The 13,163-nt window shown below is 74.9% G+C and carries 8 protein-coding genes; 4 read left to right on the top strand and 4 right to left on the bottom strand.

Annotation, left to right across the window (positions count from 1 at the left end; all coding sequences use genetic code 11):
* Positions 1-28: 28 nt before the first annotated feature.
* Both AB0D49_RS28025 and AB0D49_RS28030 read right to left on the bottom strand, forming a co-directional pair.
* Complete coding sequence (locus AB0D49_RS28025; RefSeq protein WP_362762312.1) at positions 29-1,219, bottom strand: acyl-CoA dehydrogenase family protein; 1,191 nt, start codon at positions 1,217-1,219, stop codon at positions 29-31.
* An 846-nt stretch (positions 1,220-2,065) separates the two neighbouring features.
* The gene (locus tag AB0D49_RS28030) at positions 2,066-6,250 is read right to left on the bottom strand and encodes a bifunctional nitrate reductase/sulfite reductase flavoprotein subunit alpha (RefSeq protein WP_362762314.1); all 4,185 of its coding nucleotides are present in this window, start codon (positions 6,248-6,250) and stop codon (positions 2,066-2,068) included.
* Between the two features lie 244 nt (positions 6,251-6,494).
* Between AB0D49_RS28030 and AB0D49_RS28035 the strand changes: the two genes are divergently transcribed.
* The 4 genes from AB0D49_RS28035 (at position 6,495) to AB0D49_RS28050 (ending at position 10,832) form a co-directional block, all read left to right on the top strand.
* Positions 6,495-7,451, top strand: coding sequence for a DUF1648 domain-containing protein (locus tag AB0D49_RS28035; RefSeq protein WP_362762316.1), 957 nt, complete (start codon positions 6,495-6,497; stop codon positions 7,449-7,451).
* Between the two features lie 2 nt (positions 7,452-7,453).
* A complete protein-coding gene (locus AB0D49_RS28040) occupies positions 7,454-7,837 on the top strand; it encodes a GntR family transcriptional regulator (RefSeq protein ID WP_362762318.1) in 384 nt (127 codons plus the stop codon).
* Between the two features lie 241 nt (positions 7,838-8,078).
* Complete coding sequence (locus AB0D49_RS28045) at positions 8,079-9,767, top strand: VanW family protein (protein ID WP_362762423.1); 1,689 nt, start codon at positions 8,079-8,081, stop codon at positions 9,765-9,767.
* 81 nt (positions 9,768-9,848) lie between these two features.
* The gene (locus AB0D49_RS28050) at positions 9,849-10,832 is read left to right on the top strand and encodes a Ppx/GppA family phosphatase (RefSeq protein WP_362762320.1); all 984 of its coding nucleotides are present in this window, start codon (positions 9,849-9,851) and stop codon (positions 10,830-10,832) included.
* A 444-nt stretch (positions 10,833-11,276) separates the two neighbouring features.
* Here AB0D49_RS28050 and AB0D49_RS28055 read toward each other — a convergent pair whose 3' ends face one another.
* Together AB0D49_RS28055 and AB0D49_RS28060 are read right to left on the bottom strand one after the other, a co-directional pair.
* On the bottom strand, positions 11,277-12,083 hold the full coding sequence (locus AB0D49_RS28055) for an ABC transporter ATP-binding protein (protein ID WP_362762322.1): 807 nt from the start codon (positions 12,081-12,083) through the stop codon (positions 11,277-11,279).
* Positions 12,080-13,156: an iron ABC transporter permease gene (locus AB0D49_RS28060; protein WP_362762425.1), complete on the bottom strand. Its 1,077-nt coding sequence runs from the start codon at positions 13,154-13,156 to the stop codon at positions 12,080-12,082. Before AB0D49_RS28060 ends, AB0D49_RS28055 begins: the two co-directional genes overlap by 4 nt.
* Positions 13,157-13,163: the final 7 nt, after the last annotated feature.

The following is a 13,163-nucleotide window of genomic DNA, read 5'->3' on the forward strand; positions in this document are numbered from 1 at the left end:
GCCCGACGGTCGGGGAAACGGTCCGGGGTCAGTCATCCGGCGCCTCCGCCGCGAGGGCCGCCGCGCCGATCAGCGGCAGTGCGGCGTCCTCGCCGGGGGCGTGCACCCCGGCCGACTGGATGTCCCGGAAGTGCCGCTCCAGCGGGTTCTCCTGGGCGAGCCCGGAGTTGCCGAGCAGCCGCAGCCCGGTCTCCACGGCACGGGTGACCTGCCGTACGACGACCACCTTCGCGGCGAGCGCGTCGAGCCCGCGGACCGGTTCGCCCCGGTCGACCTGTCCGGCCACCCCGAAGATCAGCTGCTCGGCGCTGGTGAGCAGGGTCTCGATCTCGCCCGCCCCGCGTTCGAACCGGCCGGTGGTGGCCAGCGCACGGCCCAGCGCGGACGGCACCCGGGCGTGGGCGAAGGAGTGCACGGCGCTCTGCGCGGCCCGCGCGACCCCGAGATACAGCGCGGACGACAGCAGCAGCGGCACACTCCCGGGCAGTGTGCCCGGCGGGGGAGCGGCGCCGGGCGGGGCCAGCTCATGGATGTGGTCGGCGGGGATCTCGACGTCGGTGAACGCGACCTCGTGGCTGCCGGTGGCCCGCATCCCGAGCTGCCGCCAGGTGGGCTCGATCTCGATGCCGGGCGCGGTGGCCGGGACGATGAACGTGCCGACGCGCGGCTCGGGTTCGTCCGTCGCCGCCCACACCAGGAACCAGCTCAGCCCCTCCGCGCCGGTGACGTACCGCTTGCGGCCGGTGAGCGACCAGCCGTGCGCGGTGCGCCGGGCGGTGGTCGCGGGCAGCCCCCGGGTGGACGACCCCAACTCCGGTTCCGCGCGGGCGTGGTTGAGCAGCGTGGGCCGTTCCGCGGAGTCCGCCAGCACCCGCCGGTACAGCTCCTCGGGCCAGGGGCTGCGGGGCTGCACCAGATGCGGGACGACGGTCATCCCGGCGATCAGCGCGACCGACGGGTCGCCACGCCCCAGGGCCAGCAGAATGCGGGTGATGTCGGTGAACGACCCGCCGGGGCCGCCGTGGCGGCGGTCCACTCCGGCGGTCAGCAGACCCGCCTCATGGACCAGCCGGAGGGACTCGCGGGGGAAGGCGCCGGTGCGGTCGTACTCCGGGGCGCGGGCCGCGAGGGCGGCGCTCACCTCGTCGAGCCGGCCGAGGTCGAAGCCGGGCAGCCGGGCGGTCGTGGCGGCGGAGGGGGACGGCGGGGCGACGCTCATGACGCCCCCGCGGGAGCGAGGTCGGTCGGGCGGACGGGCACGGGGGCCACAGGCATGGGCGTGTCCTTGGTGTCGGGTGACGCTCCGGCCACCGGGGGTGAGCGGAGCGGGGGACGACGACACGGCCCACCGGAGGCGGCCGGCGAAGGACCGGGCGCGACCGTGGGGGAGCGGCGGGAGAACCGTGTCAGAGAGCGCGGGCGGCGGCCCGCGGTCCGCCCCACGCGTCCCGGCTCACCGTGGCACGGTGGCGGAGCGGGTACGGGGGAGGACGAAGGGGATCGGGATCAGCGACAGCTGGTGGACTTGACTCTGCCGAAGTCCACGACGCGGCACTGCGTCAGACCGGGCGTCAGAAGGTCGTCGCGGCCAAGGAGGAGCGCACCGGCGGCACACCGGCCGGAATCCGTCGCAGTCTCGGGCCCGAACATGCCTTTGAGCATGCAGGATGATCACCGGTCACGTCCAATGCCGATTTCTGATCAAGTCTGATCGCCCGCTGCGATCGATGCGATCGCTCTGCGTCGAGGGCTGGTCCCCTTCGGGTTGGGGGAGCGCGCATGGGGGGATATTTGCGCGATATGTCCCTCACGGATTGCCTTCGGGTGTTCGCGGAGACGGGGGCGGGCCGTGCTCGGGGGCTGTTCCCTGTTTCGATCAAGGGCGCGGCGAGCACGCGAGCGGCAGCGGCGGCGAGGCATCGCGGTGGCACGGGAGGGCCGGAGGTCGTGCTGCATGACGCGCTCGCGGGTCGGCTGGTGCTGACGGGGGTCCTGCTGGGCAGACCGGGGCGCGGCGCCCGGAGCCGGGCACTGCCGTCCACCTCCAGGCGACCGGCGGCGCCGCTCAGTAGACGTCCCGGACGTACCGCTTCTCGGCGGCCAGCCGCCGTACATACGCCGCCGCCTCCTCCGGGCCCATGCCGCCGTGCGTGGCGACGATCTCGTGGAGCGCCCGGTCGACGTCCGCGGCCATCCGCCCGGCGTCGCCGCAGACGTAGAAGTGGGCGCCGTCGCGCAGCCACTGCCACAGTCGCGGGCCGTGCTCGCGCATCCGGTCCTGGACGTAGACCTTGGCGCGCTGGTCGCGGGAGAAGGCCAGGTCGAGCCGGTCGAGATGGCCCGAGGCGCGGTACTCCTCCAGCTCCTCGCGGTAGTAGAAGTCGGTGGCCCGGCGCTGCTCGCCGAAGATCAGCCAGTTGGGCCCCCGGTGCCCGCGCGCCCGGCGCTCCTCCAGGAATCCCAGGAAGGGCGCCACCCCGGTCCCCGGACCGACCATGACCATGGCGGCGGCGGGGTCGGCGGGCGGCCGGAAGTGCGGCGCGCGCCGGACGAACACCTGCACCGGCCCGTCGTCCGCGTGGTCGGCGAGATACGCCGAGCAGACCCCGGTACGGTCCCGTCCCCGGCTGCCGCCGTAGCGGACCACGGAGACGGTGAGCCGTACCTCGCCGGGGTGGGCGAGCGGGCTGGACGAGATGGAGTAGAGCCGGGGCTGGAGGCGCGGCAGCACGTCCGCCCACTCGGTGGCCGAGGCGCGGACCGGGTGTTCGGCGAGGACGTCGGCGGCCTGCCGTCCCCAGCTCCAGCGGGCCAGCGCGTCCTTGTTGTCCGGGCGCAGCAGCCGTTTGAGGTGCTGGCCGCCGCCGCGTCCGGCCAGGAACCTGAGCAGTGCGGTGCCGGTCCGGGTGATGTCGAGGCGGGTGCGCAGCGCCTCTTCGAGGGGCAGTGGCGACGGGTCGCCCAGGTCGACCGGCTCGTCGGGGCCGAGACCGGTCAGCGCGAGCCACTCGGCGACCAGCCCGGCGCCGTTCACCGGCCACACCCCGAGGGCGTCCCCGGCGTCGTAGGCGAGTTCTCCGCCCCGGGTGTCGAAGGCGAACTGCCGGACCTCCTTGCCCGAACCGGGCAGGCTGAGCAGCCGGTTGCCGATCAGCAGGGTGGCGAAGGGGGCGGCCCGGGTGGGCACGGCGGCCGGCGCCGGGGGCCGGGGCGGCGCCTGGGCGGATGCCGGCGGAGCGGACGTCGGTGGGGCGGATGTCGGTGGGGCGGATGTCGGCGGGGGAGGGTCGTCCGGCGTGGTCAGGGCGCCGAGTACCTGGCCCAGCCAGCGTTCGGCGGTCTCGGCGAAGTCGGGTTCGCAGTCGGCGCGTGGGGCGAGCCGGGTGGCCCCGAGGGCGTCGAGCCGTTCGTCCAGCCGCCGTCCATGGCCGCAGAAGTCGTCGTATCCGGAGTCGCCGAAGGCGAGCACCGCGTAGCGCAGACCCTCCAGGCGGGGCGCGTCCGGCGCGGACAGGGCCCGCCAGAAACCGGAGCCGTTGTCGGGGGCGTCGCCGTCGCCGAAGGTGCTGGTGACCAGCAGGGCATCGGTGCCGCCGCCGGTGAGCCGGGCCGGGGTCGCCTCCTCCATCGGCAGCAGCTCGGCGGTCCGGCCCGCGGCGGCGAGCCGGGCTACGGCCCCGGCGGCGAACTCCTCCGCCGTGCCCGTCTGGGACGCCCACATCACCAGCAGCCGCCGGGCGGGCCCGCCGGTGTCCGGCGCCGGGGGAGCGGTCGCCCGGGAGTACAGCCCGGCCAGGACGCCGTCCACCCACAGCGCGTGGTCCGGCGCGAAGGGGGCGCCCGGCGGCAGCACGGGCACCTGCCCCGTGGACGGCGGCGTACGGGCGAGGCCCAGGAGGAACCCGGACAGGTACTGCCGCTCGGGTGCGGTGAGCGGCGCGGGGGCGTGCTCGCCGAGTCCGAAGACCCCGGCGAGGACGGGGACGGGGACGGGGACGGGGGAGTCGGCCGGGGCGTCCTCCCCCATCCCACCGGCCGCGTCCCCCCGCCGGAGGGCCGGCTCCGGCGCGGCGACCGGTGTGAGGGTGACCGCGCAGACCTTGAACTCCGGCTGGAAGGACAGCGGATCGACGGCGTCGCTGGTCACGGCGTTGACGCTGAGATCCGCGCCGAACAGGTCGTTCCAGTGGAAGGGCGCGAAGCAGTCCCCGGGGCGGACCCGGTCGGTGACCCGCGCGGGCAGTACGGCCCGTCCCCGCCGGGACGCGATCTCCAGCCGGTCGCCGTCGCCGACACCGAGCGCGGCGGCGTCGTCGGGGTGGACCTCCACGAACGGGCCGGGGTCCAGCCGGTTCAGCCGGGCGACCTTGCCGGTCCTGGTCAGGGTGTGCCACTGGTGCTGGACCCGGCCGGTGTTCAGGGTGAACGGGTAGTCGTCGTCGGGGAGTTCGGCCGCCGGGAGGTGCGGCCGGGCGAAGAACCGGGCGCGGCCGTCGGGGGTCGGGAAGGCGAGCCGGGGCCGGGTGCCGTCGGCCCGCTCCAGCAGGGTCTGGCTGACCCCGTCGTTGCGATAGCGGACCGGGTTGCGGTCCGGTCCGCCGGGCGCGGCGGGCCACTGGACGGGTCCGGCGCGCAGCCGGTCGTAGTCGATCCCGCGCAGGTCCCAGCCGGTCTTCGGGTTCCAGGCCCGCTTCAGCTCCTCGAAGACCTCCTCGGCGCCGCCGTAGGTGAACGCCTCGGCGAAGCCCAGCGCGCACGCCACCTTGGCGATCAGCAGCCAGTCCGGCAGCGCCTGCCCCGGCGGGTCGACGGCGTCCGGGACGAGGGTCAGGTTCCGCTCGGAGTTGACCATCACCCCCGCGGACTCGGCCCACAGCGCGGCGGGCAGCACGACATCGGCGTACGCGGTGGTCTCGGTGTCGGCGAACACGTCCTGGACGACGACCAGTTCGGCCGCCTCGAGTCCCGCGACGACGGTGGCGCGGTGGGCCACCGAGGCGACCGGGTTGGTGCAGATGATCCAGCACGCCTTGATCTCCCCGTCGGCCATCCGCCGGAACATGTCGACCGTGCCCGTGCCGGTCTCCGTGCGCAGCGATCCGGCCGGAACGCCCCACAGCTCCTCCGTGAACGCCCGCTCGCCGTCGTCCAGTACGGACCGCTGGCCGGGCAGCCCCGGGCCCATGTACCCCATCTCGCGCCCGCCCATGGCGTTGGGCTGACCGGTGAGCGAGAACGGGCCGCTGCCCGGACGGCAGATCGCGCCGGTCGCCAGATGCAGATTGACCAGCGCGTTGGTGTTCCAGGTGCCGTGCGTGGACTGGTTCAGGCCCATCGTCCAGCAGCTCATCCAGTTCCCGGCGGCGCCGATCCACTCCGCGGCGCGCCGCAGATCGGCCTCGGGGACCCCGGTGATCCCGGCGACCCGCTCGGGCGGATAGTCCGCGAGGAAGGCGGGCATCGGCTCCCAGCCGTCGGTGAACTCGGCGATGAAGGCGTCGTCCGTGTGCCCGGCGGCGACCAGCAGATGCAGCAGCCCGTTCAGCAGGGCGAGATCGGTGCCGGGCCGCACCGGCAGGAACAGATCGGCCTTGTCGGCGGTGGCGGTGCGCCGCGGATCGACCACGATCAGCCGGGCACCGGCCGACCTGACCCGCTCCATCAGCCGCAGGAACAGCACGGGATGGCAGTCGGCCATGTTGGACCCGATCACCAGGAACACATCCGCGTGGTCGAAGTCGTCGTACGAGCCGGGCGGGCCGTCCGCGCCCAGCGACAGCTTGTAGCCGGTCCCGGCGGACGCCATGCACAGCCGTGAGTTGGACTCGATGTACCGGGTGCGCACGAACCCCTTGGCCAGCTTGTTCGCCAGATACTGCGCCTCGAGGGACATCTGGCCGGAGACATAGAAGGCGAGCGCGTCCGGCCCGTGCGCGTCCAGCACCGCCCGCAGCCGCTCCGCGACCGCCGCGACGGCGTCGTCCACGTCCGCCGCCACCACGGGGGCGCCCCGCTCGGGCCGGGTCAGCGCGGTGTCCAGCCGTCCCGGCGCTGCCATCATGTCGGCACTGGTCGCGCCCTTGGTGCACAGCCGTCCCGCGTTCGCCGGGTGCGCCCGGTCCCCGGCGGCCCGCGCCACCCGGCGCCGCCCGTCCACCGGGTCCCGGTCCAGCTCCAGCACGATCCCGCAGCCGACCCCGCAGTACGAGCAGACCGTACGGACCCCGCCCTGAGTCGAACCCGCTGCCACTGAACCCCCACCGTGCGGTGCCTGCGCCGTCCCCGGCACCGTACGGAGACCGGATTTCCGTCCCGTCACACTCCGGGAGCGAGAGGAGTTACGGGGCCCGCACCGGTCGTCGGACCGGGGTGTGAGGCGCACGCCCTGCCGCCCGCCCCCTGTGGTTTACTTGTTCTACTTCAATGCGAACAATCACCGTGGATGGCCGATGCCCAGAACCGTCGTCCGCACCCCACCCGAGGCCGGGAGTCCCATGACCGCCATCACCGCGATCCGCAGATACGCCCTGCCCGCCCTCCCCTTCGGCGTCGCCACCGCCGGCTACCTCGGCGTGTTCCTCGCCGGGTACGACCGGCTGCCCGGCCGGATCGCCACCCACTTCTCCGGCGACGGCACCGCCGACCGCTTCCTGGGCCGGGGCGTCGCGCTCGGCGCCGGAGCGGCGCTGCTCGTCCTGCTCGGGCTCCTGTTCACCACGCTGACCGTGGCCGCCCGCGACGGCGGCAGCGCCCGTACGACCGCCGCGCTCGGCGCGGGCACGGCGATCGCCCTCGGCTATCCGCTGACCGTCACCGTGCTGGCCAACCTGGACGCCGGGGACCCGGCGGACGTCCGGCTGCCGCTGTGGCACGTGGCCGTGCTGCTGCTCGCCGGGGGCACCGCCGCCGCCGTCGTCTGGCGGCTGATGGGCGCGGGCCCCGCCCCGGCCCCCGCCCGCCCGGTGCCCGCCCTGCCCCTGGCCGACGGCGAGACGATCGCGTGGAGCCGCACGATCCGGTCCCGCGCCCTGCTCTGGCCCGGCGCCGCCCTGGCGCTGCTGGGCCCGCTCGCCCTGCTGCTCGGGCCCTGGCCGCTCGGTCTGGTGCTGATCGTCGCCGGTCTGGCCGGGGTGGTCTCGGGCACGGTCCGGGTCACCGTCGACCGCCGCGGGGTCACCGTCGCGCCGACCCTGCTGCCCGGACCCCGGCTCGCCCTGCCGCTCACCGACGTCACCGGCGCCACGAGCGTCCAGGTCCACGCCGTCGCCGACTTCGGCGGCTGGGGCTACCGGGCGCGGCCCGGCCGCCGGGGCGTGGTGCTGCGCTCCGGTGAGGCACTGTCGGTACGGACCGGCGGCGGACGCGAGTACGTCGTCACCGTCGACGACACGATCACCGCCGCCGCGCTGCTCAACGCGCTGGTCGAGCGCCGTACCGGGGAGCGTGGCTGAGGATGCTGTTCCGGGTACGGCCCGGCTCGCCGGTGCCGCTGGGCGAGCAGATCGCCGCCTGTGTGCGCGGGGCCATCGCCGACGGCACGGCGCTGCCGGGGGAGCGGCTGCCGCCCGCGCGGGAGGTCGCCGAGTCGCTGGGCGTCAATGTGCACACCGTGCTCCGCGGCTATCAGCGGCTGCGCGACGAGTCCCTGATCGAACTGCGCCGGGGACGCGGGGCGGTGATCACCGCGGCGCCCGACGCCCCGGACCGGGCCCGGCTCACCGAAGGCGTCCGCGACCTGATCGGCCAGGCCCGCGAGCTGGGCCTCACGGACGAGGAGTTCCTCGGCGTCGTCCGCGCCGCACTGAACGGTGGGCCGGAATCCCCCGTGGACCGATGAACGGAAGGCCGGATTCCGGGGGGCCGGTGGCAGAGCTTACGGAATCACCACATAGATTCTCATATCATCACCCGCGCTCGGCCGTCTCTCCCGAGGAGGCCGGGCGCCGTGACGGCGCCGGGTGACCGACCGACGCCGTGACCGCCACAGACGAGGAGACCCCGTGCTGCGCTCAGCCCCCGCCGGCCCGCCCGCCGCCACCGACGGCACCGCCGACGCCTCCCGGGCCGCCCGGCGCCGAATAGGCCGGGCCGCGCTCGTCACGGGGGCTGCGGCCGGGGTCGGCTTCGGCGGGCTCTACCTCGTGGGACTGCTCGCCGCCGGTGACAACGTTCCCGACGGGGTCCGGGTCAGCGGCGTCGACATCGGCGGAATGAACCCCACCGAGGCACGCGCGGCGCTGGAGAAGGGCCTCGCCGGACAGTGGGCCGAGCCGATACCCGTGCGCGTCGGCGAGCGTTCCGCCACCGTCGACGCGCACACCGCCGGTCTCACCCTGAACAGCGAGGAGACCGTCACCGAGGCCGCCCGCTCGGGCAACGACCCGGTCACCGTGATCGGCCGCCTGTTCACCAGCGCCGACCGCGATGTCGCCCCCGTCGTCTCCGTCGACCAGGACAAGACCCGCGCCGCCCTCACCGAACTGGCCAAGAAGCACGACCGCAAGGCCCGCGAGGGCGCCGTCGGCTTCGACCAGGGCGAGACGACCCGGGTCGAGCCGGTCACCGGACAGAAGCTGAACGTGGCCGACGCCGTAGGCGCGCTCTCCTCGGTCACCCCCGGCGCGGTCACCGAACCGGTTCGGCTCCCCGTCGACACCACCGACCCGAAGGTCGGCGCCGACGAGGTCGAGCGGGCCCTCAAGGACTTCGCCGAGCCCGCCATGTCCGGCCCCGTCACCCTCACCACCGACGCCGGACGCGTGGAGATCACCCCGGCCGTCCTCAGCGAGCACCTCACCGTCAAGCCCGACAAGTCGCACCGACTCGTCCCCGCCCTCGACGGCGCCGGACTCCTCGCCGACCCCACCGTCGCCAGCGGCCTCGCCCAGGCCACCGACCAGGCCGAGAACGCCAAGCTGCGCCTGGAGGGCGGCCGGGTCGTGGTGGCCTCCGGCGGCCAGTCCGGCCAGGAGGTCACCGCGAAGGCCCTCAAGGACGCCGTGCAGCCGCTGCTCACCAAGACCGGCACCGACGCCCGCACCGGCCCGGTCGCCGTCGAGGAGGTCAAGCCGAAGCTGTCCGGGGACAACCTCGCCGCCCTGGGCATCAAGGAGCAGATGTCCACCTTCACGGTCAACTTCGAGCCCGAGCCCTACCGGGTCACCAACATCGGCCGGGCCGCCGAACTGATCGACGGCTCGGTCGTCCTGCCCGGCGACACCTGGAGCATGAACGGCACGGTCGGCGAGCGCACCGAGGCCAACGGCTTCGTCGAGGGCATCATCATCAACAACGACCGCTACGAGCGCGCCGCGGGCGGCGGTGTCTCCGCCGTCGCCACGACGATCTTCAACGCGGTCTTCTTCGCCGGGGTCGACCCGGTCGAGCACGGCGCCCACTCCTTCTACATCGAGCGCTACCCGGAGGGCCGTGAGGCCACCGTCGCCTGGGGCAGCCTCGACCTGAAGTTCCGCAACGACTCCGGCAACGCCCTCTACATCGACGCCAAGGCCACCGACACCTCCATCACGGTCAGCTTCTTCGGCACCAAGAAGTACGACGACGTCGAGTCCGTCACCGGCCCGCGCACCAACATCCAGGAGCCCGGCACCCGCGAGGGCGCCGCCGAGAAGTGCGTCCCCCAGACCCCGCTGGAAGGCTTCGACGTCGCCGTCGACCGGGTCTTCAAGAACGACGGCGCCGAGGTCAAGCGCGAGACCTTCAACACCCGGTACACGCCCCGCGACGAGGTGACCTGCGCGGGCTGACCACCGCCCGGATCCGGGAACCGCCCGTCAAGACGGCACATGGACACGCATCACCTGGGCGGGTCCGGGTACGCAACGCCGATGAGGCTGAGTGTGATTGACGCCGGTTCCCACACCGTGCGGCTGGTGGTCGCGGACACCAAGGACGGGGTACCGCTCCCCGTGCACACCGCGAAATGGAAACTGCGCCTGTCCGAACAGGTCGACCCCGACGGCGTGTTCGGCCAGGCGGCCACGGAGCAACTGGCGGACGCGGTCGCCAGGGCCGCCCGGACCGCCGCCCGCTGGGGCGCCCCGCGCCCGCTGGCCTTCGCCACCGCCGTGGTGCGCAACGCCCCCGACCGCGCCGAGGTGCTCGCCGCCGTCCACGCCCGCACCGAGGTCGGAATGCGCGTCCTGCCCGGCGAACTGGAGGCCGAACTGACCTTCCTCGCGGTACGGCGCTGGATGGGCTGGCGGGCCGGACCGCTCGCCCTGTTCGACATCGGCGGCGGCTCCTTCGAGGTCGCCTTCGGACGGGGCCGCACCCCGGAGTTCGCCATCTCCCTGCCGCTGGGCGCCCGCCGGCTGACCGACGAGTTCCTGGCCCGCACCGATCCGCCCGCCACCGCCGAGGTGCTCGCCCTGCGCCGCGAGGTACGCCATCACCTGCGCGACGCCGGGGCCCGCATCCGCTGGGAGCACCCGCACACCGCCGTCGGCACCTCCCGGACGTTCCAGCAGCTGGCCCGGCTGTGCGGCGCCCCGCCGGGCCGCCGGGGCCCGTTCGTGCAGCGCGAGGTGGAGCGCGCCGATCTGCGGTCCGCGATCGACCGGCTGGCCGCGCGGTCCGCCCTCGGCCGCTGCGAACTCCCCGGGATCTCCGCCCCGCGCGCCCGGCAGAGCCTGGCCGGGGCGATCGTCGGCCACACCGCGATGAAGCTGAGCGGTCTGAAGACCCTCACCGTCTGCCCCTGGGCCCTGCGCGAGGGCGTCCTCCTGCGCCACCTGGAGGACGGCCCCGGCTGGTGGACGACCCTGGCGGACCACACCGAGCCCCTGCCGCGGTACGACCAGGTGCCGTGAGCCCCGGCTCGCACCCCGGCGCGGAAACCTTCCTGCACGGAGCGCGCCCACGCGGGGACGGCTCCTCGCGACGCCGGGCGCGAGCCACCCGGGGGGCCGTCCGGCGCCGGGTGCGAGCCACCTGGGGGCCAGTCCGGGGCCGGGCGCGAGCCACCTGGGGGCCCGTCCGGCGCCGGGCGCGGGGGCCGTCCCATGCGGGACATGGCTCACCCCGTGCAGGAACCGCCCTCGCCGGTCTGCCCCACCCTGACGCGGGACCCCCACCCTGACGCGGGAGCCCCCCCCGCGGGAGCCCCCCCCGCGGGAGCCCCCCCCGCGGGAGCCCCCCGTGTGGGAGCCCCCCGTGTGGGAGCCCCCCGTGTGGGAGCCCCCCCGCGCGGGAGCCCCCCCCGGGCGAGGCGCCTCCACGCCCCGCCCCGGGGGGGGCTCCCCCTACCGTCCCCCTCACCCCGTCCCGACCCTCCTCCCCGCCGTTGCCCCCGGCGGCAGGAACGTCACCTGTGGGGACCCCGTGCGGGGATGGATCGTGACCTCGCCCGTCACCCCGTACACCTCGGCCAGCAGCCGGGGTGTGAGGACCTCGGTGGGTGGGCCGGACGCGGCGACGCGGCCCTCGTGCAGGACGTACAGCCGGTCGCAGTAGTACGCGGCGAGGTTGAGGTCGTGCAGGGCGACCAGGACGGTGGCGGGCAGCTCCCGCAGGGTGGCGAGGATCTCCAGTTGGTGGCGGATGTCCAGGTGGTTCGTCGGCTCGTCCAGCACCAGCAGCGCGGGCTGCTGGGCGAGCGCGCGGGCGATCAGCACCCGCTGCCGCTCGCCCCCGGACAGCTCGTCGAAGGGCCGGTCGGTGAGCGCGGACGCGTCCACCGCGTCCAGCGCCGCCGCGACCAGCCGCAGATCGTCCGCCGAGTCCCCGTCCAGGAGCCGCTTGTGCGGAGTGCGGCCCATCGCGACCACCTCCCGGACCGTCAGATCGAAGTCGGCGCCCGCCTCCTGCACCACCGCCGCGACCGTACGGGCCAGCCGCCGCACCGGCAGCGACCAGGCGTCCGCCCCGTCCACCCGCACCATCCCGGCGGTCGGGCGCAGCACCCGGTACACCGCCCGCAGCAGACTGGACTTGCCGCTGCCGTTCGGGCCGACCAGACCGATCACGTCCCCCGGCCCCGCCTCCAGCGACACATCCTCCACCAGCCGTCGGGCGCCCGCGCTGAGCGTGACCCCGTCCACCACCAGTTCGGCCGGGCTCATACCCCTCCTCGATGCGTTCCTCGATCCGTACCGCGCCGGGCGTCCCGGCGCATCAGCCACAGGAAGAACGGGCCGCCGCACAGCGCGGTCAGCACCCCCACCGGGATCTCCAGCGGCGCCGCCACCGTCCGCGCCGCCACATCGGCCCAGACCAGGAACACCGCCCCGCCCAGCGCGGCCGTCGGCAGCACCCGCCGGTGGTCGCCGCCCACCAGCAGCCGCACCACATGCGGCAGCATCAGCCCGACGAACCCGATCGGCCCGGCCGCCGCCACCAGCACCCCGGTGACCAGCGACAGCAGTACGAACATCCGCGCCCGGAACCGGGCCACGTCCAGCCCCATCGTGGTCGCCGCCTCCTCACCGGCCAGCAGCAGATTCAGTTTCCGCGCCTGCGCCAGCAGCACCGCGACGCCGACCGCCAGCGCCGCCACCGGCAGCCACAGCGCGCCCCAGTCGACCCCGCCGAGCCCGCCCAGCGTCCAGGCCAGCACCTCCCGCGCCTGATTGCCCCGGTCCGCGGTGAGCAGCAGCAGATGCATCGCCGCGGTGAGCACGGCCGCGATCGCCACCCCGGCCAGCACCAGCCGTACCGAGGTGATCCGGCCGCCGGTCCGGGCCGTGACGTAGACCAGCATCAGTGAACCCAGCGCGCCCGCGAACGCGGCCACCGGCAGCGACACCGGCCCCAGCACGGTCACCCCGAACACGATCACCACGACCGCCCCGAGCGACGCCCCGGAGGACACCCCGAGCAGATACGGCTCGGCGAGCGGATTGCGCAGCAGCGCCTGCATCGCCGTACCCGTCACCGCGAGCCCCGCGCCGACCACCGCGCCCAGCAGCACCCGCGGCGCCCGGACGTCCAGCACGATGGTCTCCCGCGCCCCCGACCAGTCCGGCACCACCCAGTCCGCGCCGAGCGCGTGGGTGACGATGCCCCACACCTGTCCCGGCGGCACCGGCACCGACCCGATCGCCAGCCCCGCCGTCAGCGAGACCAGCAGCAGCACGGTCAGCGCCAGCAGCGTCCCGGTCGGCGTCGGCCGCCGCCCGCCCGCCCGCCGCGCCACGGCCCCG

Source organism: Streptomyces sp. NPDC048290 (assembly GCF_040652095.1).
GTDB lineage: Bacteria > Actinomycetota > Actinomycetes > Streptomycetales > Streptomycetaceae > Streptomyces.